The sequence below is a fragment of the Serratia sp. NA_13 genome (assembly GCF_052691735.1).
In genome coordinates, this window is sequence record NZ_JBQZFV010000017.1 from 47,251 (window position 1) to 72,322 (window position 25,072).

Annotated in this window: 26 protein-coding genes and 1 pseudogene; 14 read left to right on the forward strand and 13 right to left on the reverse strand. The window is 51.1% G+C overall.

What is annotated here, in order from left to right; all coding sequences use genetic code 11:
• Positions 1-33 precede the first annotated feature (33 nt).
• The 4 genes from chbR to ACUTSU_RS19530 are packed head-to-tail and all read right to left on the reverse strand — an operon-like array spanning position 34 to position 4,022.
• On the reverse strand, positions 34-897 hold the full coding sequence (gene chbR, locus ACUTSU_RS19515) for a transcriptional regulator ChbR (protein WP_445651432.1): 864 nt from the start codon (positions 895-897) through the stop codon (positions 34-36).
• Positions 897-2,282, reverse strand: a complete 1,386-nt coding sequence (locus ACUTSU_RS19520) for a glycoside hydrolase family 1 protein (protein ID WP_445654615.1) — start codon at positions 2,280-2,282, stop codon at positions 897-899. Before ACUTSU_RS19520 ends, chbR begins: the two co-directional genes overlap by 1 nt.
• A gap of 49 nt (positions 2,283-2,331) precedes the next feature.
• Positions 2,332-3,693, reverse strand: coding sequence for a PTS N,N'-diacetylchitobiose transporter subunit IIC (gene chbC / locus ACUTSU_RS19525; protein WP_012005283.1), 1,362 nt, complete (start codon positions 3,691-3,693; stop codon positions 2,332-2,334).
• An 11-nt stretch (positions 3,694-3,704) separates the two neighbouring features.
• The gene (locus tag ACUTSU_RS19530) at positions 3,705-4,022 is read right to left on the reverse strand and encodes a PTS sugar transporter subunit IIB (protein WP_445654616.1); all 318 of its coding nucleotides are present in this window, start codon (positions 4,020-4,022) and stop codon (positions 3,705-3,707) included.
• A gap of 1,041 nt (positions 4,023-5,063) precedes the next feature.
• On the opposite strand from ACUTSU_RS19530, the pseudogene ACUTSU_RS19535 reads away from it, so the two are divergent.
• A pseudogene (locus ACUTSU_RS19535) lies at positions 5,064-5,234 on the forward strand (cell filamentation protein Fic); the annotation flags it as partial.
• A 101-nt stretch (positions 5,235-5,335) separates the two neighbouring features.
• Positions 5,336-6,471, forward strand: a protein-coding gene (locus ACUTSU_RS19540; RefSeq protein ID WP_445654617.1) for an IS3 family transposase whose coding sequence is annotated in 2 segments (ribosomal slippage) — positions 5,336-5,582 and positions 5,582-6,471 — 1,137 coding nt in all. Because the reading frame shifts where the segments join, the coding sequence is not laid out codon by codon here.
• A gap of 13 nt (positions 6,472-6,484) precedes the next feature.
• Here ACUTSU_RS19540 and ACUTSU_RS19545 read toward each other — a convergent pair.
• Positions 6,485-6,820 carry a hypothetical protein gene (locus ACUTSU_RS19545; protein WP_445654618.1) on the reverse strand — a complete coding sequence of 112 codons (336 nt, stop codon included), beginning with the start codon at positions 6,818-6,820 and terminating at the stop codon, positions 6,485-6,487.
• Between the two features lie 63 nt (positions 6,821-6,883).
• Complete coding sequence (locus ACUTSU_RS19550; protein ID WP_445650874.1) at positions 6,884-7,264, reverse strand: DUF4136 domain-containing protein; 381 nt, start codon at positions 7,262-7,264, stop codon at positions 6,884-6,886.
• A gap of 69 nt (positions 7,265-7,333) precedes the next feature.
• Here ACUTSU_RS19550 and ACUTSU_RS19555 point away from each other — a divergent pair, with 69 nt between their 5' ends.
• The 8 genes from ACUTSU_RS19555 (at position 7,334) to ACUTSU_RS19590 (ending at position 11,712) form a co-directional block, all read left to right on the forward strand.
• The gene (locus ACUTSU_RS19555; RefSeq protein WP_445650875.1) at positions 7,334-7,684 is read left to right on the forward strand and encodes a DUF4377 domain-containing protein; all 351 of its coding nucleotides are present in this window, start codon (positions 7,334-7,336) and stop codon (positions 7,682-7,684) included.
• A gap of 219 nt (positions 7,685-7,903) precedes the next feature.
• Positions 7,904-9,103 carry an enoyl-ACP reductase FabV gene (fabV, locus tag ACUTSU_RS19560; protein ID WP_012006373.1) on the forward strand — a complete coding sequence of 400 codons (1,200 nt, stop codon included), beginning with the start codon at positions 7,904-7,906 and terminating at the stop codon, positions 9,101-9,103.
• A gap of 142 nt (positions 9,104-9,245) precedes the next feature.
• Positions 9,246-9,809 (forward strand): DUF2975 domain-containing protein, encoded by a 564-nt coding sequence (locus tag ACUTSU_RS19565; RefSeq protein ID WP_445650876.1) that lies wholly within the window; start codon positions 9,246-9,248, stop codon positions 9,807-9,809.
• Positions 9,810-9,816: 7 nt separating this feature from the next.
• Complete coding sequence (locus ACUTSU_RS19570) at positions 9,817-10,032, forward strand: helix-turn-helix domain-containing protein (RefSeq protein WP_037420335.1); 216 nt, start codon at positions 9,817-9,819, stop codon at positions 10,030-10,032.
• A gap of 220 nt (positions 10,033-10,252) precedes the next feature.
• Entirely contained in the window at positions 10,253-10,477 is a 225-nt protein-coding gene (locus tag ACUTSU_RS19575) for a hypothetical protein (RefSeq protein WP_445650877.1), read from the forward strand.
• Between the two features lie 177 nt (positions 10,478-10,654).
• On the forward strand, positions 10,655-10,975 hold the full coding sequence (locus ACUTSU_RS19580) for a hypothetical protein (RefSeq protein WP_445650878.1): 321 nt from the start codon (positions 10,655-10,657) through the stop codon (positions 10,973-10,975).
• A 26-nt stretch (positions 10,976-11,001) separates the two neighbouring features.
• Entirely contained in the window at positions 11,002-11,310 is a 309-nt protein-coding gene (locus ACUTSU_RS19585) for a hypothetical protein (protein ID WP_445650879.1), read from the forward strand.
• Between the two features lie 42 nt (positions 11,311-11,352).
• Positions 11,353-11,712 carry a hypothetical protein gene (locus ACUTSU_RS19590; RefSeq protein ID WP_445650880.1) on the forward strand — a complete coding sequence of 120 codons (360 nt, stop codon included), beginning with the start codon at positions 11,353-11,355 and terminating at the stop codon, positions 11,710-11,712.
• A 171-nt stretch (positions 11,713-11,883) separates the two neighbouring features.
• Here ACUTSU_RS19590 and dcuR read toward each other — a convergent pair whose 3' ends face one another.
• The 3 genes from dcuR to ACUTSU_RS19605 form a co-directional block, all read right to left on the reverse strand.
• On the reverse strand, positions 11,884-12,597 hold the full coding sequence (gene dcuR / locus ACUTSU_RS19595; protein ID WP_445650881.1) for a two-component system response regulator DcuR: 714 nt from the start codon (positions 12,595-12,597) through the stop codon (positions 11,884-11,886).
• Positions 12,598-12,600: 3 nt separating this feature from the next.
• The gene (locus ACUTSU_RS19600; RefSeq protein WP_445650882.1) at positions 12,601-14,202 is read right to left on the reverse strand and encodes a sensor histidine kinase; all 1,602 of its coding nucleotides are present in this window, start codon (positions 14,200-14,202) and stop codon (positions 12,601-12,603) included.
• 122 nt (positions 14,203-14,324) lie between these two features.
• The gene (locus ACUTSU_RS19605; RefSeq protein WP_445650883.1) at positions 14,325-15,167 is read right to left on the reverse strand and encodes a class I fructose-bisphosphate aldolase; all 843 of its coding nucleotides are present in this window, start codon (positions 15,165-15,167) and stop codon (positions 14,325-14,327) included.
• Positions 15,168-15,703: 536 nt separating this feature from the next.
• Here ACUTSU_RS19605 and ACUTSU_RS19610 point away from each other — a divergent pair.
• The 4 genes from ACUTSU_RS19610 (at position 15,704) to ACUTSU_RS19625 (ending at position 20,219) form a co-directional block, all read left to right on the forward strand.
• Entirely contained in the window at positions 15,704-16,633 is a 930-nt protein-coding gene (locus tag ACUTSU_RS19610; RefSeq protein WP_445650884.1) for a sugar ABC transporter substrate-binding protein, read from the forward strand.
• 76 nt (positions 16,634-16,709) lie between these two features.
• Complete coding sequence (locus ACUTSU_RS19615; protein ID WP_153857110.1) at positions 16,710-18,194, forward strand: sugar ABC transporter ATP-binding protein; 1,485 nt, start codon at positions 16,710-16,712, stop codon at positions 18,192-18,194.
• A 17-nt stretch (positions 18,195-18,211) separates the two neighbouring features.
• The gene (locus ACUTSU_RS19620) at positions 18,212-19,240 is read left to right on the forward strand and encodes an ABC transporter permease (protein WP_426508911.1); all 1,029 of its coding nucleotides are present in this window, start codon (positions 18,212-18,214) and stop codon (positions 19,238-19,240) included.
• Positions 19,241-19,301: 61 nt separating this feature from the next.
• Entirely contained in the window at positions 19,302-20,219 is a 918-nt protein-coding gene (locus ACUTSU_RS19625; protein WP_445654619.1) for a sugar ABC transporter substrate-binding protein, read from the forward strand.
• A 170-nt stretch (positions 20,220-20,389) separates the two neighbouring features.
• Here the strand turns inward: ACUTSU_RS19625 and ACUTSU_RS19630 are convergent, their stop codons facing one another.
• The 4 genes from ACUTSU_RS19630 to ACUTSU_RS19645 are packed head-to-tail and all read right to left on the reverse strand — an operon-like array spanning position 20,390 to position 25,039.
• Positions 20,390-20,902, reverse strand: a complete 513-nt coding sequence (locus ACUTSU_RS19630; protein WP_445650887.1) for a hypothetical protein — start codon at positions 20,900-20,902, stop codon at positions 20,390-20,392.
• A 14-nt stretch (positions 20,903-20,916) separates the two neighbouring features.
• Complete coding sequence (locus tag ACUTSU_RS19635; protein ID WP_445650888.1) at positions 20,917-21,837, reverse strand: hypothetical protein; 921 nt, start codon at positions 21,835-21,837, stop codon at positions 20,917-20,919.
• 3 nt (positions 21,838-21,840) lie between these two features.
• Positions 21,841-22,560: a hypothetical protein gene (locus ACUTSU_RS19640; RefSeq protein WP_445650889.1), complete on the reverse strand. Its 720-nt coding sequence runs from the start codon at positions 22,558-22,560 to the stop codon at positions 21,841-21,843.
• Complete coding sequence (locus ACUTSU_RS19645; protein WP_445654620.1) at positions 22,547-25,039, reverse strand: TcfC E-set like domain-containing protein; 2,493 nt, start codon at positions 25,037-25,039, stop codon at positions 22,547-22,549. The genes ACUTSU_RS19640 and ACUTSU_RS19645 overlap by 14 nt, the downstream gene beginning before the upstream one ends.
• Between the last annotated feature and the right edge of the window lie 33 nt (positions 25,040-25,072).

The following is a 25,072-nucleotide window of genomic DNA, read 5'->3' on the forward strand; positions in this document are numbered from 1 at the left end:
GAATATCGGCGTTAATGCTTATCGGGCTCGGCCCTAAATAGGGCCGTAGAACTTTTTTCGGTAATTACCCGGCGTCACTTCAGTGAGTCTTTTAAAGTTTTTAATAAACAGGCTCACGTCGCCATAGCCGGAATCAAAGGCGATATCCGAGACCGAATAGTTGGTGACCTCAAGCTGGGTTTTGGCGAAGTTAATGCGGATTTCATTAATCACCTGCATCGGCGTTTTATGGTAATAACGTCGCATTGCCCGGGTCAGGTATTCCTGCGTTTTCCCCGACAGCTCAACCATATTGAGCAACGCTTTTTCACCAAACATCGCTTTATCATGCATGCCAGCCAGAGTGTTCTTCAGCCACTGAGGAATATCATCCCCCTCACCGCTCTCTTCCTTATAATGACGAATACGGCTGATGATATAAAAAGTCAGCGTTTCCAGAAATTCGGCAAAATCATCCTCCCGGAACTGCGGCGAACTGACCACCGACTCGATATAAGCCAGGAACTCATTCTTCAGGCTATAGGCCTGAGAAGCGACAAAACAACGAGGCAGCTGCTGCAGGTAGTTTTCTTCAAAGAAAACCTTGCCGACCGCCACGTTAAAGATTTTCGCGGCGCCGAACTCATAAAAGCTCTGGTGATGCGAGCCAATGGGGATAAACACAAAATCCCCGCGCTCCAGCAGCACCCGCTTACCGTTGATCTCCTGATAGCATTTGCCGCTCAGGACGATGGTGAATTCGTAATAATCATGCTGATGCAGCCCGGTGGCGCTCTCCACCTTGTTATAGATAAATAGATGGAAATCTTTGCAGTTAAAAAAATCCTGCTCCCGAATCAGCTTAACGTCGTTCGCATTCAGCGAAACCAGGTTTTCAGACACCGCGCACGCTCCCATTAATCAAAACCGTTTTGCCTGGCCGTCTCGGCAAACCAATAGCCGCTCTTTTTAATCGTGCGTTGCTGGCTATTCCGCTCCAGCCGAACCAACCCGTAGCGATTTTTGTAGGCATTCAGCCAGGACCAGCAGTCAATAAAGGTCCATAGATGGTAGCCCTTACAGTTAGAACCCTCGGACAACGCCTGATGCAACCATTTCAGATGGTCGCGAATAAAGTCGATTCGATAATCGTCCTCTACCCGCCCACTGGCACCGATGAAGGCCTCTTCGCCCTCTACCCCCATGCCGTTTTCTGAAATATAGCAGGGAATGTTGCCGTAGTTTTCCTTCAGATCCATCAGGATGTCATACAGGCCTTTTTCATAGATTTCCCAGCCGCGGTGCGGGTTAATCTTGCGGCCCGGCATCTCGTAATAGTTGAACAAGTCTTCCGGCATTGTCACCGGGTCGCTGGCCCGATAGCCTTGCTTCGCTTTGACCCTGCGCGGTTGGTAGTAATTGACGCCCAGAATATCCACTACACCATCGGCAATCAGCTGCGCGTCTTCCGGCGCAGTCTGCGGCAATAAGTCATTGGCACGCAGTATATTCACCAGATCGTCCGGATAGCGCCCTTTGGTCACCGGATCGAGGAAACTTTTGTTCAACAGCAGATCCGCATGATGGGCGGCAACCAAGTCTTCCTGGCTGTCCGAACGCGGGTAAGTCGGGCTCAGGTTCAAAATAATGCCTATCGAGCCCTGGTTCCCCAGCGCCCTGAACTCGCTCACCGCTTTGGCATGAGCCAAAACGCTATGGTAAGCCACTGCAATCGCCCTTTTGAAATCAACCACGCAAGGATAATGCAGGTCGTTCAGATACCCGGCTTCAACCGGGACAATCGGCTCATTAAAGGTGAACCAATGGCTGACTCTGTCGCCGAACAGGCTGAAGCAGGTTTTGGCATAACGCGCGTAGGCATCAACCACCGCCCGGCTTTCCCAGCCACCCTGTTGCTGCATGCACAGCGGCATATCAAAATGGTAAAGATTGATAAATGGCGTGATGCCCTGAGCCAGCAGGCTATCGATCAGCGCATTATAGAAAGCGACCGCTTTCGGGTTCACTTCGCCATCCCCTTGCGGGATCAACCGTGACCAGGAGATCGAGGTTCTAAAGCTATTGTGCCCAAGGGCCTTTAGCAGTTGGATATCCTGCTGGAAATTATCATAAAAGGTGGAGGTTTCGGACGGGCCAACCTGATGATGAAAGCGTTCTGGTGCAATCTCATACCAGTAATCGAAGATGTTCTGGCTTTTGCCATCCCGCGCGGCTGCCCCTTCCGACTGGGGTGCCGAAGTGGCGCTCCCCCACCAGAAATCGTCAGCAAATTGATATTTCATCCGAAGCCCCTCTAAAACCGGGGCAGCGGATTGCTGCCCCAGACTGCAGTTAGAATTTCAACGCCTTGGCGATGTCTTCTTCGCTTTCCGTCGCCTGATCGATCTGGCTCTGTGCCTTGTTGGAGATCATCACGAACGGCAGGTAAATCAGGGTCGCTACCCCCAGGTTGAAGAAGCTCAGCAACATGGCCACAATACTGCCGTTGGTGTTGAAGAACGCCCCCAGCCCCACCGGCATGGTCCATGGCGCAATATTGGTAATTGGCGGGATCAATCCGGTGTAATAAGCCACGGTGGTAATAATCGTCAGTACCGGCTGAACCAGAATAAACGGAATAAACATCACCGGGTTCATAATCACCGGCAGGCCGAACAGAATAGGTTCGTTGATCTGGAAGATGCCCGACGGCGTCGCCAGCTTGGCAACCTGACGATAATCTTCGCGGCGTGAAGCGATAAAGATGGCAATAATCAGCCCCAGCGTCGAACCTGTTCCGCCCAGATAGATGTAGGAGTCAACGAACGGCTTCGCCCACATGTGGAACTCTTTACCTGCAGCCACTGCGGCTTCGACAGAACCGTACTTGTTGTACAGCTCGACGTTCTCCAGCGCGAATGGCGTCATGATACCGCTGTCCAGTGCAGCCAGCGCCATTGAACCATGTACCCCAAAGAACCACAGCAGCGAGGAGAACATCACATATACCCAGCCCACGACGCTGCCCATTTTTGCCAGCGGTGCCGAGATGCTGTCCATGATGATTTGGTGGAAGTTGGTGCCCCACAGCGTCAGACAATAGGCCAGTACGCCCATGATCGACAGGATAAGAAAGCCGGGGATCAAGGCAGAGAACGAGCGTGACACTGAAGAAGGAACGCTGTCCGGCAGGCTGATCACCCAGTTGCGACGAACCACAAAGGTAAACATCTCCGCCACCACCAGGCCGATCACCATACCGGAAATGATGTTGGCACCACCCAGCCAGTTAGCGCCTACGGCATAAGCTTCGCCGACGCTGAACGGGGTCACGGTCATAAAGGCGGCAACCGCCAGCAGCGCTGCGGCCAACGGGTCGACTTTGCGCTCTTCAGCTAAAGCCATACTGATAAAAAAGGGCGTCATCAGGGACATAATCCCCAGGGTGCCGTTATAAACGCTGCCACCGATGGCCTTCAGGCCATTCAACGTCTCAATGGTAGACGCATCCAGCCGCACGCCCATTGAAAAGAAGAACGATCCTTCGCCGAAGCTAAGAAACACGTTGTTGATCAGAACGAACATCGCGCCGGTCAACGTCAGTGGCATCAAGCGAATGAACCCGTTTTTGATGGCATTAACGTGGGGCTGTTTACCAATTTTCACGGCAAAGGGCAGAATGACCTTTTCCAACGAGGCAATTAACGTATTCACGGCAGACCCCTTTATTGGTTAGCTTTTTTTATGGTGGCGACTGCGGCCTTCAATACGCCCAGGCCATCGAGCTTGCCGTATAAAGCAGAGTCGATCACTTCAACAGGCTTGTTGGGTAACTGCTTTTGCACTTCGGCTAGCGTGTAGGCAATCTGTGGCCCGAGCAGAACCAAATCTGCCTCTGCCCCCTTTTCTGCGGCCAACGCCTCAGGATAGGCGGCAATGATCACCGGCACTTCGTACTTCTCGGCCTGTGCTTTCATTTTTGAAACCAGCAGGGAAGTCGACATACCGGCAGAACAAAACAGATAGATTTTTTTCTTTTCCATACCCAATCCCTCAAGATAATCAAAAAAGCCCCGTGTCATTTGTTTGCCAGATGCAATAGTCATTGCCTCACGCACATTCCTTATGAAAATTTCCCTTACTTTGCCCTGGTTGCAGACAGTATACGGAGGCAGTGCAGCGGATCGGTAAGCCACAAGCAGTTAGAACCGTCTCTGCTTGACCTTCCTGATTGACCCTCTTCACATTTCACATAAAAAAATAGTGTGACCTGTCTCTCAAATAACCTTTAATTACTGAATAAATTCGTCATAAATAAACAAATAATAATTATAAACAATAAGTTAAAAACATGCAGGGTGTTTATGGATAATTCTGTGTGCGGGATCGTCCATAGGTCGATTGGTGACCATAAAATCGTTCGCCCTTGATTAGCGCGCTTCAGCAAGATAGGACGATCCGGGGGATGGAAAAGAAGTGGTAAATGGCTGGGGTTTTGGGGGCCAGGGTTTGGCAGGCCAGCTTCAGGCAGAGCAGGGTACCCTTCGCGGTAGATCGCCTGATTGGGGTAACGCATTGCTTTGATTACTCACTAAGGACATCTGCAATACAGCCCTGCATCACTCCATGATTAACCTGTGTAACGCAATCCATACCTTACAAACCGACTTTGCGTAAAGCTTCCCATTTTACCTGTGACAGCCGATTGCCCGCTGGGCTAGTATAGCGAGAGTATTAAGGGCTTATTGATCCTTACCGCCGTCAACCACTGCTCTATCGAGTAGTTTTTTGTGCCGCGGCGTGACGACCCCTAATGATGACAATCAACATCACAAGCAACTTTAAATTCAATGGATTGGAAACAGTAATCTTATGAATAGTACCGATAAGCTCGATTCGCACACGCCGATGATGCATTGGTGTGTTAATGCTGATTACTAACGATTATTTTCCACCAGTGAATAAAAAACACATTTTAACCTAAACATTTGTAACTATCTGATTTTACAAATATTGTTTGCTGTACTCATCCAGCGTTATAATCCCTCTGTTTTTCCATCCCTCTAATAACACAGGGCATCTCCATGAGCCGATACCATGTATCCAGCAGTGAAGGTCAGTATGAGAAAGACTCTGGCGAACAAGTTTTGGCTAATAAGCTGGGGCTCGCTACTTCTGATGAGATGGATGAGGCTGAACTTTTCCTGTTAGAACAACTATACCAGTCTGTTTTTGAAGAACAGTTCCCGGAAGGACTGGACTGACCCCACCCCGGTAGACGATCCTGCCCTATAGTTTGGACTGACCCCACCCCGGTAGACGATCCTGCCCTATAGTTTGAGCATAGGAGGAGCGTATGGGCACACCACGATTTACCCCTGAATTTAAGGAAGAAGCCGTCCGTCAAATAACGGAACGCGGTTATTCCGTCGCTGAAATTTCTGACCGGCTGGGCGTTTCCACACACAGTCTTTATAAGTGGTTACGGGCGATTAAACCCTATAACAGCGAACAGCATGCCCGGGATTTACTGGAAGCCAAAAGCGAGATCCTGAAACTACGGGCGCAGCTAAAACGCACCGAAGAAGAACGGGATATCCTGAAAAAGGCCGCGCGGTACTTTGCAAGGGAGCCCGACTGAAGTACCGCTTTATCAATGAGCACTGCACTGTATGGGGTGTGATGACGATGTGTCGGGTACTGAATGTCGCCCGGGCCGGATTCTACGCGTGGCTGCATAACCCGGTCTCGGCGCGTGATAAAGATAACCAGCGTCTGCTGGCGCTTATCCGTGACTCATATTCACTGAGTGGAGGCGTATACGGTTACCGGCGGGTTCATGGCGATCTGAACGAAATCGGGGAAACCTGCGGTAAAAACCGGGTGGGCCGTATTATGCAACTGAACCGGATCAAAGCCGTGCGCGGCTATAAAGCGCCGCGTCGTATCGCTGGGCGACCTTCAGTGATTGCCCCTAATCGCGTGCAGCGGCAGTTTACTGTTGTCCGGGCCAATCAGGTCTGGGTCACCGATATTACTTATATCCGCACCTGGCAGGGCTGGTTGTATCTGGCGGTGGTTATCGATCTCTTCGCCCGTAATGTGGTCGGCTGGTCGATGAAACCCACACTCTCACGCGAACTGGCGCTGGATGCGCTGATGATGGCGGTCTGGCGACGTAAACCCGACGGCGAGGTCATCGTGCACTCAGACCAGGGCAGCCAGTACGGCAGTGATGACTGGCAGCGCTTCTGTCGGGCCAATAACCTGGCCCCGAGCATGAGCCGTCGTGGCAACTGCTGGGATAATGCGGTGGCCGAATCGTTCTTCAGTTCGCTGAAAAAAGAACGCATCAGGAAGAGAATATACAAAACCCGGGATCTGGCCCGGGCCGATATATTCGATTACATTGAAGTGTTCTACAACCGGGCCCGGCGCCACAGTCATCTCGGCGGCGTCAGTCCGGAGGCCTTCGAACAGGCCTCGTCGTGAGGACAGGATATGTCTACTGTCGTGGGGTCAGTCCAAGGTACCTCAGTGTGTCTGTTAATGGTTGGCTATTATTCATGTTTAGTTGCTGCAGATCAGATATAAACCATGGCCAATGATTTGAATCTTCTTCTGCATGGGTATTGATGGCTTTTTCAAGATCATTTTGAGGCAAGGGGAAGGGGAGTACATATTTATTTATGTCACCAAAACTCATAATGAAGTGTGACATGTTAGGTAGGAATGATAGCCGTTCCTCAAGTGAACGTGATGTATCACAAATATAAGAAAAGAATTTATGATTTGCGAATTTTTTTTTCTTCTCTTCAATCAAGTTTGATAATTTTATCATGTAATATTTCCTTTGTTATCAAAGTGGTGAGGGTTATTTATCTCATGAAGCAACTCTGACTTATTAGATGGTATAAACATTATTGATAAACGTTAGATTGTAATCAGACCAGCTGTTTTGCTTGCTGTCCACCAGGTCAACCGGCAGGGTGCCTTCGGTATAGCTCCATACGGTTTGATTATAACCGCCCCAGCCTGCATAACCTCGACGGCCAACCGGAGCCGGGGTGTCATTCACCTGCACTTTTTTCTGTTTCATTGCACTGCTGTACACCAACAGGTCAGGCGTTGTGCTGGCTTTATAACCGCGCTGCTCCATCTGTTGTTTAATTGCCGATTGAATATACTTGCCCATCAGTGTCTGGTATTGCCCGGTCGTCTCTGTGGCAAAGCCGTAGGTGTGATATTGGCTGAAGTTAGCGCTGTGATCATAATTACTGGTCACCTGCCGCTGGCCTCGATAGTCGTAGCTTTGTTACTATCACCCAACCTAAAGACTTGATGGTGTATTACATTGAAAATCAAAGCGTTGTTATTTTTTGCCTTGGCCGGTCTGGCCGGCTGCAGCCAGGAGGGAGCGACAGTGAGCCAACCGGTGAATAAAGACGGAAACCATATGGAAGTGTTGCTGGTGAACAGCGCGCTGGTAAATTGCACGGGCGTTGCCCCAATGAAGTGCATGCAGGTGCGTCATTCCGCGCAAGAACCGTGGGAATTGTTTTATACCGGGATTGAAGGTTTTACTTTTGAACCGGGCTACAACTACCGCCTGAAAGTGCAGGTGACACAGGTGGAAAACCCGCCGGCCGATGCATCGTCACTGCGTTATACGCTGATTGAACAGTTGGAAAAGAACAAAGTCTGATGGGTTTTATCGGGCCGGGCGTACAGTCCACTGGCCTTGAAAACCCCCGCCAGGTTCCTCGCTTCTATCCCCATGATCCTGAAGCGGTAACAAGATTTTCACCGGGACAACTGGTCTGTTCACTGCACTTGTTGCGATTCTGCCATGCGCCCAGCTTAAGTATATTGAGAAAATCAGGTATATTGTCCTTCGGTTTTTAGCTACCAAGAAAAAATTACTATGATTATCAAACCTAAAATTCGTGGTTTTATCTGCACTACCGCTCATCCGGCAGGTTGTGAAGCCAATGTCCGTGAGCAAATTGCCTACGTTAAGTCACGTGGCGAACTGAAAAACGGCCCGAAAAAAGTGCTGGTGATCGGTGCTTCCACCGGTTACGGCCTGGCGTCACGTATCAATGCCGCATTTGGCAGCGGTGCAGCCACCATCGGCGTATTTTTTGAAAAGCCGGGCAGCGAAGCCAAAACCGGTTCTGCCGGCTGGTACAACTCTGCTGGTTTTGACAAGGCAGCTAAAGAAGAAGGCCTGTACGCGAAAAGCGTTAACGGCGATGCGTTTTCCAATGAATGCCGCCAAACGGTTATCGACCTGATCAAACAGGATCTGGGCCAGATCGACATGGTGGTTTACTCGCTGGCCTCGCCAGTGCGTAAAATGCCTGAAACCGGTGAAGTGGTGCGCTCTGCGCTGAAACCTATCGGCGAACCGTACAAATCCGTGGCGCTCGATACCAACAAAGACGTGCTGGTTGAAGCCGTGGTTGAACCGGCCAACGAGCAAGAAATTGCTGATACCGTCAAAGTGATGGGTGGCCAGGACTGGCAGTTGTGGATGGACGCACTGGAAGAGGCCGGCGTGCTGGCGGACAACGTGCAGGCAGTGGCTTACTCCTATATCGGTACCGATCTGACCTGGCCAATCTACTGGCACGGTACGCTGGGCAAAGCCAAAGAAGATTTGGATCGTGCGGCTCTGGCCATCGATCAGAAACTGAAGGCTAAAGGCGGCGCAGCTTACGTTGCCGTGCTCAAATCGGTGGTGACTCAGGCTTCATCTGCTATTCCGGTAATGCCGTTGTATATCTCTATCGTCTTCAAAATCATGAAGGCGCAGGGGATCCACGAAGGTTGCATCGAGCAAATCCAGCGTCTGTTCGCCACCAAGCTGTACAGTGGCACGGCACCGGATACCGATGAGAAGCACCGCTTGCGTCTGGACGACTGGGAACTGCGCGACGACGTGCAGAACACCTGCCGTGAAATCTGGGCACAGATCAACGATAACAACATCAATGAACTGACCGATTACCTGGGCTATAAGGCCGAGTTCCTACGCCTGTTCGGTTTTGGTCTACAAGGTGTTGATTACGAAGCCGACCTCAGCGGTGAAGTTAAGTTTGATGTGGTTGAGCTGGTCTAAATCCGTCGATCATTGAGAAAGGGCCGGACTTCCGGCCTTTTTTACGCCTGTAATCCAATAGCTCATCAGTCCAGTTGATCGTTGACAGCAATAAATTATCGTTTTACGATAACTTATTGCTGTTTTTATGGATGAACTCGTTATGGGCGCTGTGTCTCGGATCCACCTTCCGCTTTACGTACGTTGCTTGTGTTTGTTGATCATGACGATGCTGATTGTCAGCACCGGCGTAGAGATATTTATAATTGTCCAGAGTTGGGTGCAAGGCGAGGCGTTCAACAGCATCGTGGCGTCCTACCGCGACTATTACCCGGAACTGAACGCCTATGCCGTTCCGCAGCAGCGCTGGGCTTTGGTGGCAACCCTGTTGTTGGATATGTTCGCCTATGTGCCTTATTACAGCGCACTGCTGTGCGGTGCTGGGCTGTTTTACCAGTTCTATCGCGGCAACGTTTGGCACCGCAACAATATGCTGCTGTTGCAGGTCATCGGCATTTTGCTGATTGTCGACGTGCTCTTCCCCTCGCTGGCCGGGATGTTGCAGGTAATGATACTGACGGCCAATGAAAAAATGCTGCTAATAATTTATTATGGCGTCAACAGCGAGTCGATACGCTCGTTGATCGTTGGCTGCGCAATCCTGGTGTTTAGCCGGGTATTCCTGGAAGCGTTGCGGCTGAATGAAGAACAGCTTTCTTTCGTGTGAGAATAGAGTGGCGATAATAGTAAGTCTTGATGTCATGTTGGCCAAAAGGAAGATGCGTTCGAAAGAGCTGGCGGAACAGGTGGGGATCACCGAACAAAATCTGTCCCTGCTGAAGAACGGCAAGGTGAAGGGCGTCAGACTGGAAACGTTAGACAAAATCTGCCGGATCCTCGACTGCCAGCCTGGCGATCTTCTGACCTGGCAACCGGATAACGAAGGTTAACCCGGTGGTGTGCCTTGCACGCCATATCGTAAATATACGGATTGATATTTATTACCGACACCCTGGATAGGTTTATTTCACGTTAAATTATTAGCGGCCTTATTTAAATTAAATGAGGTTGCCCTTGCTTTGCCCGCGGTTGAATACGAGTTATTAAACTAAAAAAAGTAATTTTTTATTTACCGCGGTTAACGATAACGTTTATTTTAAAGGAGGATATATGAAATTACGCCAATGGATCCCGGCACTATTAATTATGCTGTGTGGTTGCAGTCATATTCAACCCGGATTGTCATCTTCTGGGGCCGGCTGGGAGAAGCCAAAGCCTGCTACCCGTGAGCAAAAACAGCGCATCAGCGCCGGAGAGTCAGCCTCTGCGGTACTGAATGAGAACGTGCCGAGTATCGGAGGAACCATTGATTGGTCAAAATTGTGGGATCGCTAATTTAACAAATATATTTTTCCTGCGAATTATAAGCACTATGGCACTTATTTAATCAGGGTTTATTACTTTCCGGGTAATATTTTTATCTCCTCGCATTGTTTGTTTTGACGACACTGAATATCTTTCTTTATTTAATGGGAATGAGCGCCATTATTGGCCTTATTACAGGAGTTTATTGTGGAAAAGGGCATCCCCGTCATTTTCATATTTCTATTGTTGCCCTGGTGTCATCAGGCCTCCGCTGCGCGTTATGAGCGGGAGCATGAAGGCGTCTCTTCGGTGCTGTTTCGTAAAAAACTGAAAGAGGTGGCTCATGACTTCTGGGACGAGATGGGCAATGAGAAACAGCGCCCTTTGTTATCGACGCAAAGCGAAGACAATACGCTGGTCCAGCGTAAAGCCTGCAAAGGGCAGGGAGGCAAGGCTGCCGCCGCGAGTGATCCGCTTCCATCGGCATCGCCGCGCGAGGAACAATCGCTGCTTATCAACGGTTGCTGATCTCTAGCACTAATGGAGTTTTGCTTTTGAAATTGACCTCTTTGATGACAGCAGCACTCGCCCTGTTGGCGTCATCTTGTTGCTATTCGTTTGTCGACAAGCATGCTCAGCGCGCCGGTTTCGATACGGGGGAAAGTGCTGTGGATTATCGGTTACGGTTTAACGGGGTGTTGCAACATCTGTGGTACGTAGAGCAACTGCGTTCGGAACAGGCGCGGCTTGCCGCGATACACCTTGAACGCAAAACGTTGGAGTCCGCCAGGTTGCCGCGTGAATGTCGGGCAACACCTGTGCCGCTGTTTTTAGTCGGAAAGAGCGCGATAGCCAGAAGATAGTTTTTTGAGTCAACGGGTGAATTTAATATTGGGAGTCTATCAGTGAAACGGATTTTTCTTGCCTGCGTGGCGCAGTGGTCTTGCTTCTCATTACAGGCGTCGGTTGACTGGCAATACCATGCCGCACAGCCGCTGGATAACAAAATCTCTGAGGAGTATCAGCAAAAGCGCAGCGGGTTAAAACATAAAGTATGGAGTGCCGAGGGCGTGGCATTGGCCAATGAGAAGGTGCTTGAATTGGAACGGCAACACGCCGCCGCCGAGCAGGCGAATCGACAGCAACTTAAAACGCTGTATGACGAGTATCAGTCTCCTTGTGGCAAGCGGAAACAACAATACGGAAAACTGTGCAACCTGCCACGCGGAATGACGGATTTTCCGGGACATAAGCGCCACCCTTAGCGCCCTTGCAACTGGCTTGGCATCTGCACCAGCAGGACGTCGATCGCTGCCCGCGTTTTGCCCGGTGAACAGCGGCTGTGTGACCGCGCTGCGCACTTTTCTGCTGGGGCAGTGAGATAAAAGAGTTGTCTCTGGGCGAAATGACGTTCGATGATCCCCCAGGGGCATCGGCTAACGGCAATACTCTTTCAACATGGCAATGGCATCCGGTTTTAGCTGATAAAGATAGACCGGCCTGCCGGTGGTGCCGTACAGAATGCGAGTGCCGAGAATACCGCTCTCCGCCAAATAAATCAGATATTTTCGGCAAGAAACGCGGGAAATCCCGATGGCATTAGCCAGATTATCGGTCGAAAACTCCCCATCGTGCTGTTGTTCAATCCACTCGCACACCGTACTCAGCGTGATGCTGGTCAGCCCCTTCGGCAGCTTTTTCCCTTCGGTGCTGGTGGGGTGGCGGCGTAGCAAGCTGTCGACATCCCCCTGCGAGAATTCGCGCTGCGCCAGAATTTGCAACTGTTGCTGATAGTTATTCAACGCCTCTTTGAAACGCCCAAACTGGAAAGGTTTGATCAGGTAATCCACCACGCCGTAGTGCAGGGCGCGTTGCACCGTATCCACGTCGCTGGCGGAAGAGATAATGATGACGTCGGTTTTTTCACCCAATTCGCGCAGGCCGGGCAGCAGGTCCAGCCCGTTTTCCTGCTGCATATAGATATCCAGCAGCACCAGATCGATACTGACTTCGGCGTCGGCCAGCAGTGCGCGTGCCTGTGCCAGGGTGGCGACCGTCGCCAGGCAGTGAAAGCCGTTCACCTGGCTCAGGTAGTATTTGTTTAACTCCGCCACCATCGGGTCGTCGTCGATAATCAATACGTTAATCATGGTTCAGCCCTTGGCCTGATAGGGTATATGCACAAAAAATTGGGTTAGCTCACCCGGCTCAGATTCGAAATCAATGCTGCCGCCCAGTTTTTCCAGGCTGCTGCGGATCAACGCCAGGCCGATACCGCGCCCCGGCCCTTTGGTTGAAACACCCTGTTCAAAGATACGTGCACCGAGAACCGGATCGATACCGGGGCCGTCATCGCTGACTATACAGTGTAAGTGATTCTCATTGTGATGAAAGCTCAGGTTGATCTCGTGCCCTTCGATACCATCGATAGCGTCAATGGCATTTTCAATCAAATTGCCCAGCACGCTGATCAGCACGTGGGTGGTTTCTGCATCGTCGGTTTCCGGCAGCAGGCTGGGTTCGTCAATGGTCAGCTCAATGCCGGCTTCATGGGCGCGATTGATCTTGCCGATAAAGAAGCCCGCCACCTCTGGCGACTGGATTTTCCTCAGCAGCGCGCCGATCTCTTCCTGATAGGTGCTGGCGGTATTGATGATGTAGTTTTCCAACTGCTGGTAGGCCTTCATGTGCAGCATGCCGAGGATCACATGCAGCTTGTTCATAAACTCATGTGACTGGACGCGCAACGTGTCGGCATAGTGCGCCATGCCGCTCAGGCGCTGTACCAACTGGCTGATTTCGGTTTTATCGCGGAAGGTGGCGATAGCACCAATCACCTGGCCCTTAACGATCACCGGCACGGTATTGGTCAGCAATTCGCTGCCGTTAAAGCTAATCTGCTGGTCACGTAGCGGTTGACCGCTTTCCAGCACTTCCGCCAGATGCAGCTGCGTCGGCCAGTGTTTGCTGGCGGACTCCAACAGCAGGTTTTCGAAAGGCCCATTTTGGCGTAATAGGCGTTTGGCTTCGTCGTTGACAATGGTGATGCGTGACTGGTTATCGACTGCAATCACGCCTTCTTTAATCGATTGCAGCATGGCGTTGCGCTGTTCGAACAGATTCGAGATTTCGTAAGGTTCAAAACCGAGCATGATGCGTTTCAGGGCCTTCACCAAAAAGAAGATGCCGAGCGTGCCGACCAGCGCGGCGAAGGCCAGTGTCCAGTATATGATCCAGCGGCTTTCGCCCACCACGCGCTGAACGGTATCGAGCGCAATACCCAGCGCCACCACACCAATCTGCCGCCGTTCGCTGTCGTAAACCGGGGCAAAAACTCGCAGTGAAGGGGCTAATGCGCCACGATTGATGGCGCTGTTGGTTTCGCCGTGTAGCGCCGGTTCCAAATCGTCTCCGATAAAATGCTTACCGATCAACCAGGGTTTGGGGTGCGAGTAACGGATGCCTTTCATGTCTACCACCACCACAAACAGTAATTCATTCCGCTGACGTACCTGCTCGGCAAAGCGCTGGACTGCGCCACTGTGATCTTCACGCTGCAGCCCATCAATGACATTACCGGAGAGCGCCAGCGTTTCGGCAATCGCCATCGCTTTTTGGCGTTGCTGATCTTGTCCCTGGTGATTCATCTGCACAAAAAACAGCGCATATACCACTAATAGCACCGAAGCGATGATGGCAGACACCATCAGCGTGAGCGTGGTGCTGAGTTTCAGCGGTATCCGTTGTTTTGGCATGGCGGTTCTCCGAATGGGCCTGTCAGGATAATAGCGGGGATTGGAGCGTAGGGCAGCGACCGGCAGCAGGTTATAACATGCTGCCGCCGGGGGAGGGATTATTTTAATTACAAAAGCGGGGATCAGGGTTGATGGTAGATTTCCAGTCCTTGTTGACCGCTGGCACCCTGATGAATGATGGCCATTAACGCGCTGACCACTTTCGATGGGTTGCTGTGTTGATAGACATTGCGGCCATACACCATACCGGACGCCCCCTGGGCCATCAGGGCAGCAGATTTTTCCAGTACCGCGCCCAGTTCGCCTTTACCGCCGCCACGCACCAGCGTTGGGCAGCGCGCCGCCTCCACAATGCGGTGGAAGTCCTCTACTCGTTCTGTCGGGTCGGCCTTGATGATGTCGGCACCCAGTTCACGCGCCAGCCGGACTAACGGCACCATTTTTTCTACGTCACCAAGTGAACCGTAGGCCGCGCCCTGGCCGGCCGGTGCCATTACCAGCGGTTCGATCATCAGCGGCATGGCGTAGCGCTCGCAGGCATGACGCAGGCGACCAATATTCTCGACACACTGGCGGAAAATGCCCGGTTCATCGGGGATCAGATACAGGTTAACCACCACCGCCGCCGCATCCATTTGCAGTGCGGCGAGGATCGGCGCTTCTGGATTATGCAGCACCGCCCACATTTCACGGTGGCGTGCGGCGTTATAAGCATTGCCGACGTCGGTGCGCATCACCAGTGCCGGTTTATCGCGCTGGGTTGCACGTTGCAATAAATCCGCCTGGCCATAATTGACCTGAATGGCATCGGGACGGGCAACGATCAGGCTGTCAATGACCCGTTCGATGTCCTCCAGACCAATTAAAAAATCCGGCTCATTGGCGATGCCGTGATCAATCGCCACGTCGAGGCATTTGCCGTTATTAAACAGCCGGTTCATCCGTACCTTACTGCTGAGCTGCATGTCTTATCCTCCTGAAAATACACGTCCATTCAGTATTGTCGAGTAACGCCTTGGATGAAACAGCGGATCCGAAAACTGCGTGCTTGCTCGCACATTTGCTGAGAATGTGCCGCGTCATTTTTCATCGTTGCGGGGGCTCTTTGTTTGCCGAACGCACTTATGCCACCAACACGATGGCGGTTTTTGCGTCATTTGTTAGATCCGTGTCATGTTTTTGTTACTTGGCCATTCCAAAACGCATGTTTCGCTTGTTTGGTTAAAAAAGTTTCAATAATCTCAATTATGAAATAAACATTTAATAATGACTTTGAGGCTTCAATGTCCAGATAGAGTGTTTATTTTAAAGTGTTGTTTTTAATATTATTTGAGACATTGATCAAAGTTTTGCACACCATGTGGATACGGGTGGAAAAGCGATAAATCTGCCGTATCAAAGGGATAACACCGAACGGATTGTTGTTTGAATGTAAAAAATATTTTTCATTAGCTGTCAAATCAACAGGCCTCTTCACTCTAACGATTAAAGGGTACAAAACATGAAGCTGAAGAAACTGATCGTCACCTCGGTATTGATGTGCATGTTGCCGGCCAGCGTGCTGGCAAAAGACATTAAAATCGGCGTTTCCATGGCTGCTTTCGATGACAATTTCCTCACCATCCTGCGCCAGTCAATGCAGAGCAAAATGAAACAGGACGGCAATGTCAGTGCTCAATTTGAAGATGCAAAAGGGGATGTCGCCCAGCAGATCCAACAGATCGAGAACTTTGTCAGTCAGGGCGTCGACGCCATCATCCTAAATCCGGTCGATACCCAGGGCGTGAAACCGATGATCAAACTGGCGGAAAACGCCAAGATCCCGCTGGTGTTCGTTAACCGCCGCCCGGAAGTCACGCTGCCTGCAGGTATGGCCTATGTGGGGTCTGACTCCAAACTGGCCGGCAAGCTGCAGATGGAGGAATTGGCCAAGCTGATGAATGGCAAGGGCAATGTGATGATCCTTATGGGGGAGCTGTCCAGTGAGGCGACCCGTGACCGTACCCGAGGTGTGGAAGAGATGGCGACCCAGTATCCCGACATCAAAATCCTCGACAAGCAAACCGCCAAGTTTGCCCGTAAAGAGGCCATTGACGTTACTACTGACTGGGTGCTGACCGGTCAGAAGATTGATGCTATCGCCTCCAACAACGATGAAATGGCGATTGGTGCGATCCTGGCACTGAAACAGGCGAAGAAAAGTGGCGTATTGGTGGCCGGTGTTGACGGGACCCCGGATGCACTGGAATACATCAAGAAGGGCGATCTGGCGCTGAGCGTGTTCCAGGATGCCAAAGGGCAGGGTGAGGGTGCGGTGCAAACCGCCATTCAACTGGTGAAAGGCGAGAGGGTGGAAAGCAACGTACTGATCCCGTATCAGCTGATCACCAAGGCCAACTACCAGGGATTTGCCGACAAGAACAGAAAATAAGCGTTAAGGCAGCGCGGTTATATCCCTGCCGCATTTACCGGCAGGGATGCATTAACGAACGGCGGAGGTTATCGGTATGTATCCTTATGTTCTTGAGGCTGAAGGCATCAGTAAGCAATTTCCCGGCGTGAAGGCGCTGGATAAAGTCTCAATTAAAATCAAACCAGGCAGCGTACACGCGTTAATGGGAGAAAACGGCGCGGGTAAATCCACGCTGATGAAATGTTTAATCGGTATTTATCACCCCGATGAAGGCACCATTAAAATAAAAGGCCAACCGGTGACCTTCAGCGATACGCTGCAGGCGCTGCATTCAGGGATCTCCATGATTCACCAGGAACTTAACCTGGTGCCTTATATGACGGTGGCGGAAAACATTTGGCTGGGGCGTGAGCCGGCAAAGCTGGGCTTCGTAAACCATGACCAACTGAACAAACAGACCCGCGAATTGCTGACTCGGCTGAACATTAAACTCAAACCTGAGACGTTGGTGGGTGAACTGAGCATCGCCAGCCAGCAAATGGTGGAGATTGCCAAGGCGGTTTCCTATAACGCAGATGTGTTGATCATGGACGAACCCACCTCGGCGTTGACCGAAGGTGAAGTTGTACACCTGTTCGCCATCATTCGTGAACTGCGCGAGCAGGGCAAAGGCATTATTTATATCAGCCACAAGATGGACGAAATTTTCGCCATCACCGATGAAGTGAGTATTTTCCGCGACGGTACCTTTATCGCCTGCGACAAGACCGAAAACCTGACCAAACAGTCGCTGATCACCATGATGGTGGGACGTGAGCTGACCCAGATGTTCCCCAAATTCAACAACAATATCGGCGAGGAAGTACTGCGTGTCGAAGGGTTGCGCCGTGCCGACTGGTTTCACGATGTCTCGTTCAGCGTCAAGCGCGGCGAGATCCTCGGCGTCGCCGGGCTGGTGGGGGCCGGCCGCAGCGAGGTGATGGAAAGTCTGTTCGGCATGCACCCGGCGGACGGCGGTCACATCTTCATTGAGGGCCAGGCGGCCAAAGTGGATTCTCCCTCCCGAGCGATTGAACTCGGGCTAGCGTTCCTTACCGAAGACCGCAAAAAATCCGGGCTGTTTTTGGTGCTGTCGGTGGTCGAGAACATGAGCATCGTCAACCTGTCGGAGTATATCGGCAAAAACGGCTTCGTCAGCCACGTGCAAATGGCCAAGGACTGCATGGAGCAGATCAAAAAGCTCAATATCAAAACTCCGACCATGGACCAAATCATCAATAACCTGAGCGGCGGTAATCAGCAGAAGGTGCTTATTGCCCGCTGGCTGCTGGCCCAGCCAAAAATACTGATCCTCGATGAGCCAACGCGCGGCATTGATGTGGGGGCGAAGGCGGAAATCTATCGTTTGATCAGCGAACTGGCGAACCGTGGCGTCGCCATTATTTTAGTGTCATCGGAATTACCGGAAATCCTCGGCATGAGCGACCGGGTGATGGTGATGCACGGCGGTCGTATTACCGGCATTTTGGATAAAGAAGAAGCGAATCAGGAAAAAATCCTGGCGCTGGCCTCTGAATAACGCAAAGGTGAATTCCCATGAGTAATGTAAAAATCGAGAAGCCGCTTGCGGGCAAAGCGCCACTGTTCGCTGGCCTGAGTGGCAAAATGCCGAAAGACACCGGCATCTTTATCGTGATGCTCGGCATTGCGCTGGTGTTTGAAATTCTGGGTTGGTACATCCGCGACCAGTCCTTCCTGATGAACCCGAACCGCCTGCTGCTGATTGTGTTGCAGGTAGCGATTATCGGCATCATTGCGGTGGGCGTGACCCAGGTTATTATCACCACCGGTATCGACCTTTCCTCCGGCTCGCTGATAGCCTTAACCGCAGTGGTGGCGGCCAGCCTGGCGCAAACCTCAGACAGTATTTCGCCAATGTACCCGGCGTTGCTCGACCTGCCGGCGGCGATCCCTATCGGCGCCGGGATCGGCGTGGGCATTATCTGCGGTTTCATCAACGGCTTCCTGATTACCCGCACCGGTATCCCGCCTTTTATCGCGACTTTGGGCATGATGGTATCGGCACGTGGCCTGGCGCAGTACTACACCCAGGGTAACCCGGTCAGCTTCCTGTCTGACGGCTTTACCTCAATCGGCCAGGGCGCGATGCCGGTGATCATCTTCCTGGTGATTGCGGTGATCTTCCATGTCGCGTTGAAGCATACCCGTTACGGCAAGTACATCTACGCCATCGGCGGCAACATGACATCGGCCAGAGTCTCCGGCATCAACGTCAATAAATACCTGGTGACGGTCTATACCATCGCCGGTGGGCTGGCAGGGCTGGCAGGTGTGGTATTGGCGGCGCGTGTCAGCAGCGGCCAGTCGAGCATGGGCATGTCTTACGAACTGGATGCCATCGCCGCGGCGGTGATCGGCGGCAGCAGCCTGATGGGTGGCGTTGGGCGCATTACCGGTACGCTGATTGGTGCGGTGATCCTCGGGCTGATTAAAAGTGGCTTCACCTTTATCGGTGTGGACTCCTACATTCAGGACATTATCAAAGGCGTGATTATCGTCGCCGCAGTGTCTATCGACATGCACCGTAACCGTAAAAAACACTGATTGCCGTGAATTTCCGCCGATGCATTTTGCTCGGCGGTTTTTTTTACCCTGGGGAATCATCATGAAATATTTAAAAAGAATCGTGCTGGTGGCGGCGCTCGGCTGTTCCACCTCGGTGCTGGCGGAAACCATCGGCGTGTCAATGGCCTACTTTGACCAGAACTTCCTGACCATCATTCGTCATTCAATCGACAAAGAAGCCAAGGCGCGCGGTATCAGCGTGCAGTTCGAAGACGCGCGCGGCGACGTAGGTCGCCAGACAGATCAGGTGCAGAATTTTATCAGCGCCGGAGTGGACGCGATTATTGTCGATCCGGTCAACTCGGCGGGTACGCCTGCTATCACCAAAATGGTGACCAAAGCGGGCATTCCACTGGTTTATGTGAACCGCACGCCGGGCGACAGCAAACTGCCTGCCGGCGTGGTGTTTGTTGGCTCCGACGAGAAGCAGTCCGGCACCTTGCAGATGGAAGAACTGGCGCGGCTGGCCAACTATCAGGGCAACGTGGCGGTGATGATCGGTAACCTGACCGACGCCGGCGCACTGCAACGCACCAAAGATGTCGAGCAGGTGGTGGCGAAGTACCCAAAAATGAAGGTGGTGCAAAAACAGAGCGCCAACTACTCGCGCAGTGAAGGAATGGATCTGATGCTGAATTGGCTCACCAACGGTGAGTCTATCGATATCGTCGCCGCCAATAACGATGAGATGGCGATTGGCGCGATTATGGCGTTGCAGCAGGCCGGTAAGCAGGGCAACAAGGTGCTGGTTGGCGGCATTGACGCCACGCCGGACGGCCTGAAAGCCTTGTCTTTTGGCAAGATGCAGGTGACGGTGTTTCAGGATGCGGTTGGCCAGGGCAAAGCCTCGGTTGACGTGGCGCAGCGCATGATTAAAGGCGAAAAGCTGGCTCCTTACTACTGGATCCCGTTTGAACTGGTGACCCTGGCCAATATGCAAAAGTACGCGGCGAAATAACCTTGGCCCTTGGGCTTCGAATAACCGCCAACAACTATCGCCAGAACGCATTATTCAAAAAAAAGCGGGATCGTTGCAAGTGTAAGAACCTAACTACTTGTAACGCCCGCAAATAGAAAGACAGGGTGGCTTTCTAAATCATGAAACTCTTATTGTTATTGAGGGTGTTCTTAAGTTGATGGAGTCACCATCACAATATAAGTACCGCTATAAGTGCCAAGTGGATAAGTTTCACTTCGTTGCGCCGAAGTGAATTGTACTTTCACCCCCTTTTGCGGGTCTGGAACGTCTGCCAGGGTTGGATAAACCGGTCGATTGCCCAATGGGAAAAGGGCTGATACCGGCGTGCCATTTTCGCGGAGCCATGCGCTATTGAGCTTCATCGTATCTTTGTTTTCAGAAACCAACTCTCGTTTGGGTGGTTCGGTAAGGGATAAGGAAACCGTACTGGCATTGCCGATAAATAAAAACGGCGGAGTAGTACCGACCATATAACCTGCTTTATCTTCCATTTTGACGCTAATGGTGCCGTTAGTGACGTCCTTGCCATCAACATAGACCCGCACACTGGTGCTGATCTCTGCTTGCACCAAAATATCGGTTCTGACCGTTACCGCACTCCATGCAGAACAGTTGAATAACAGCGCCAGTACCATGGCGACTCGCCGTATAGATTTGTTCACCTTTATTCTCCTCGTTAACTGTCTGGCGTGATAACCGCTGTCAGTGTATCGGTCAGTCGGGTACCGGCTTTTAATCCATTAAGTTGTTTGGCTACCAAGGTAAAATGGATATTTACTGTGTCGCTGGTGACACTGCCTGTCGGCACCGTGCCGGAGTAGTTGTCGCCTGGCGTCATACTTTTATCGCCAATTTTGATCTGATAAGTGACGTAACGGTCTTCCAACGTTGATTTCAATTGAAAATTACCCTCACGCTGCTGGCTTGATTCAAATGTCAGAAGATAGGGGATCGCCATGTCTCCTGCATCGCGGGTTTTTGAAATGGTGAGTTTGGCGTCACCTTGAGCATCACTCAGATCGCCGACCTCACCAAATGACAACGTGGGCTTGGAGAAGCTGGCCTTTAGCGTTGCTATACCGCTGCCCAACGTCGCCAGATCGAGATACACCGAATGGGTCGTCACATTGTTACCTGAACTGATGAAATTGATGCTGCCCAACAAGACTCGTTGGCCCAGCAAAGCTGCGGGTATATTGCCGCTGACCAGAGAGTTGATGTCAGGGACGGCTTTCATCCCAACCCACTGCGCCGCTGCCGGGGCATCAAAAAACAGTGATTCTCCACAAGTGATTTTTTGCTGGCTCTGTACCACCCCGTGCGACATGGGTAATAAAGGAATTTTGACCGAAGCCAAGGGGCCGCTACCGCTCAGCATACCGTTTTCACAACGGCCCATGCCGCTGGGGATCACCTGCAGCGTCATTGTTTCGCCGATTTGTTGGCGCTGAGCAAGCATGTCAGGTGCTAATTCTGCCGTACTGCCCTGTTGGAAAATGCGCAGAGTGCCACTGCCGGTGGGGCGGAAAACCCAATCGCCGGCTACTGCCGAGTTTGCGGTTAACATCAGTAGCATCCCCAAAGTAAGGCGAGTCATGGCTTACTCCTTTAACTGACACTGGTTATAGATGTACATTTTTTTGTCCATTTCAAACGCCAGCGTTTGACTCACCGGCAGGCTGCGTGGAAAGTCAGGATAGACGTTAAAATTCACCACACCTTTACGCCCATCCACTACCAGGTTGCGCATTTCGCTGCGCACGTTGCCGGTAGCGGTGACTGTCCAGATATTATTGCTGCATTTGATATCAACACCTTGGGTGTGTTTGCTGGGCGGTAAATAGCGCAGCAACACGTCATAACCAATGGCGAAACGAACTTTCCCCTTATCTAAGGCCTGTTCTGGATAGCTAGGACGAATGCGTAATCGATAAACTTTTTCACGATCGACCGATTTCAGGGGCATTAAACGAACTTTCCGTTCTTCACCGTAGGGAATAATCAGACGGGTGGGGGAAAAGATCAGGCTTGGATCCTGTTTACCTAACTCTTTTTCAAGAGTTTCTTTTTCTGCGCCAGGATTTTTTACCGAGAATAATTCCAGTGTGACAAATTCATACTGCTGGGCTTCTGTTTTATTCTCATTGATACTGTCCTGTGCACGAAACATTGATTTCACAGTGATATAGTTATCACGTGGAGTATCATTATTTATTTCTTTAATGATCGGGAATACCTCGATGGCTTGAGACATCCCTGATGTCATAAATACAGTAAAGCCAAAAGATAAAAGCAGCGATTTTGTTTTATTGAATTTCACAATCAACCTCACGAATTTGCATAATGCCTTGAGTCAGCCTGATGTTTTCTTCCATCAATGGGCAGGTGTAATTTTGTTGGTCTTTCTTAACCGTTAACATTTGCAATTTATCATTGATTCCCATAGTGAAATCACCGACAAATAATCCTTCTTCATCCGTCAGGGTATTGCCTCCAACCACCCGGGCATGAGGTAGCGGGGCACCTTGGAAATAAATGCGACCGGTCACTGTTTGGTTTTTGGTGGCGGTGATTTTGACTTTGTAAGCTTGCCCGGGCATAGCCCAGGTTGCAGCCGATTTCGTGGTCAGGTTATAAAATGCCGAGGCATCACCGGTATAGACCTGCTCCACCGAAGGGGCCACTTTTTGGTAAGGCTGAATATCCAGAGCGGTTTTTTGGCCGCCTTTTACCACTACCGGCGCTGAATCGCGGTTGCGAACTTCGAAATACTGATCTCCAGGCAACTCGGTAGCATCGACAATTAGTGCAGTATTATTGTCCATACGGCCGTAGCCAAAAGTTCCGTCACCTAATGCGAAACCGCCGCGTTGCGACAGGTAATACTGACGGTAGTTGTTATCACCCAGTGATTTGTTCAGGCCCGCAGAGGTATAACCCAGAGCATTGTCGACAGTGACTCCGGCACCGCCGTTGGTCTGGTTGCCCGGCCCATTGTTGACGCTGGCCGTCACGGAATATTTTCCGCTGCGGTCAAAATCCGGGTTTTGCAGATCCAGGGCATAGTCGGCACTCGAAAGACGGTCGTCGCTACCCTTGTCACTGAGACGTGAACGCAGGTACAGAGACTGGTAATGGTTGAAGCTTTGTTCACGCATACCCAGCGTGAACTGAGCGAAGACTCGATTATCCTTACTGCTGTCGACAAAGGTGTTTTGCGAACCTTTACGGGTGTATTCATTCACACCCTGGTGATAACCCAAATCCACTCGCAGGTTCATATTGTCGTTCAGCGTGAAATCGCGGTTAAGCGCAATATCCCAGGTTTTATAATCGGTTTGGCCCTGTTTTTTATACTCTTGATACAGGGTGTTCATGCTGTAAGTTACCGACAGGCCAATGTTCCATGGCAGAAAGGTGCTGATACCCAGTTGCAGGTAATTAAAATCGTAGGCAGGCACCACACCAAAACGTCGGAAGTCTGATTCACTACCTTGGTAGCGGTTGTTTCGATAGCTCAGGTTAAAACCAATATTGTTCAGGTTTTTGCTAAACCCCACTTGATAACCATAGCTACCGTCATTACCGATCAGAGCATCGGTGTACAGGCGTTCGGCAATCCACAGATTAAGCGGGATATCGAGACTGCCGTTGAAATACAGATGATTGTTATCCAATAGGCTGCCGCTGCCAAAAGACAAGGCGGATTGGGTGGTATAACCCAACGTCATGCTGGCCAGACTGTTATTATTAATACCGTTTTGGCCGTTGTTCAGACTGCAACCGGTGCAATCGTTGCCCCGCAATGATGATAAATGCCCTTGGCGCTGATCGTAACGACCTAATTGCAAGGCGTACTCCAGATCGCCAGAACGGAACATACCGCTGCGCTTAAAAAAAGGTTGGGATTTAACTTCCCGGCTGCCGTTAACCAGCTTGGTGATCAATTGCACATCATAGCCACCGGCAGGCCAGGCCTCAGTATTCAACTGCTGCATGCCTGGCGGGAACTGTTGCAAATCGATCAACCGACCATTGCGATACACTTCCACCGTACCGGCCAGCGGCATGTACAAAGTGACAGGCGAAGAGGCCCCGGTGCTTGAACGCAGGTAGTTATCGGTCATATAACCCAGGGAGACGCCGTCAAAGCTGAGTGGGTTGAAAAAGCTATAACCCAATGAAGGGGTGCTGTAGACCAGGTTGTCGCCCATACGCTGGCGTCCTGCCTTAAAGCGGGTGCTGTCATGCTCCAGATAAAGTGCCAGTTCATCGAGATTCAGCGCGATGTCTTGCGAATAGCTCCATGCGCCCTTGATATAGCTGTTACCCGTCAGGTTGAGCGTATCGTTCGACGCAATGCTGAAGCTGTCGCCATAGTTATCCGATAAAAAGTTCAGGTTATGGCTATGCACAAAACCGGGCTGACTCTTATGCAAAATATAGGTACGGTCATTGGCCTGGTTTGGTGATTTAAACAGGGTAGCCGGTAAAATTAAATGCAGCGTAGCATCAGAATCATTCAGCCACGCCACAATATCCTTTTGAGCCAGAACTTCTTTATTGACGCGTTTTATTGGGGCTGACAGTAATTTCAGTAACTGTTTATTTTCTATGATGAGCGCTGGCATATTCGTGGCGGTCAGTTGTTCCACAATATTTTCAGGAGAAAGTAACAGGACGTCTTTTTTGTCATACTCGGCACTGAGTGACCCGATAGAAATATCGCCATATATCACGTCAAAAATGCCATTTTGCTTCGCGTTGAATATATCCTCAAATCCAGGGGGTAGTGCCATGCCGGAGGCCTGTAATGGAAATGGCTTCAGAGT

Coding starts and splice junctions, on each gene's coding strand:
- chbR (WP_445651432.1), bottom strand. CDS start 897: ATGGGAGCGTGCGCGGTGTCTGAAAACCTGGTTTCGCTGAATGCGAAC.
- ACUTSU_RS19520 (WP_445654615.1), bottom strand. CDS start 2,282: ATGAAATATCAATTTGCTGACGATTTCTGGTGGGGGAGCGCCACTTCG.
- ACUTSU_RS19530 (WP_445654616.1), bottom strand. CDS start 4,022: ATGGAAAAGAAAAAAATCTATCTGTTTTGTTCTGCCGGTATGTCGACT.
- ACUTSU_RS19545 (WP_445654618.1), bottom strand. CDS start 6,820: ATGATAAAATTATCAAACTTGATTGAAGAGAAGAAAAAAAAATTCGCA.
- fabV (WP_012006373.1), top strand. CDS start 7,904: ATGATTATCAAACCTAAAATTCGTGGTTTTATCTGCACTACCGCTCAT.
- ACUTSU_RS19565 (WP_445650876.1), top strand. CDS start 9,246: ATGGGCGCTGTGTCTCGGATCCACCTTCCGCTTTACGTACGTTGCTTG.
- ACUTSU_RS19575 (WP_445650877.1), top strand. CDS start 10,253: ATGAAATTACGCCAATGGATCCCGGCACTATTAATTATGCTGTGTGGT.
- dcuR (WP_445650881.1), bottom strand. CDS start 12,597: ATGATTAACGTATTGATTATCGACGACGACCCGATGGTGGCGGAGTTA.
- ACUTSU_RS19600 (WP_445650882.1), bottom strand. CDS start 14,202: ATGCCAAAACAACGGATACCGCTGAAACTCAGCACCACGCTCACGCTG.
- ACUTSU_RS19605 (WP_445650883.1), bottom strand. CDS start 15,167: ATGCAGCTCAGCAGTAAGGTACGGATGAACCGGCTGTTTAATAACGGC.
- ACUTSU_RS19610 (WP_445650884.1), top strand. CDS start 15,704: ATGAAGCTGAAGAAACTGATCGTCACCTCGGTATTGATGTGCATGTTG.
- ACUTSU_RS19615 (WP_153857110.1), top strand. CDS start 16,710: ATGTATCCTTATGTTCTTGAGGCTGAAGGCATCAGTAAGCAATTTCCC.
- ACUTSU_RS19620 (WP_426508911.1), top strand. CDS start 18,212: ATGAGTAATGTAAAAATCGAGAAGCCGCTTGCGGGCAAAGCGCCACTG.
- ACUTSU_RS19625 (WP_445654619.1), top strand. CDS start 19,302: ATGAAATATTTAAAAAGAATCGTGCTGGTGGCGGCGCTCGGCTGTTCC.
- ACUTSU_RS19635 (WP_445650888.1), bottom strand. CDS start 21,837: ATGACTCGCCTTACTTTGGGGATGCTACTGATGTTAACCGCAAACTCG.
- ACUTSU_RS19645 (WP_445654620.1), bottom strand. CDS start 25,039: ATGGCACTACCCCCTGGATTTGAGGATATATTCAACGCGAAGCAAAAT.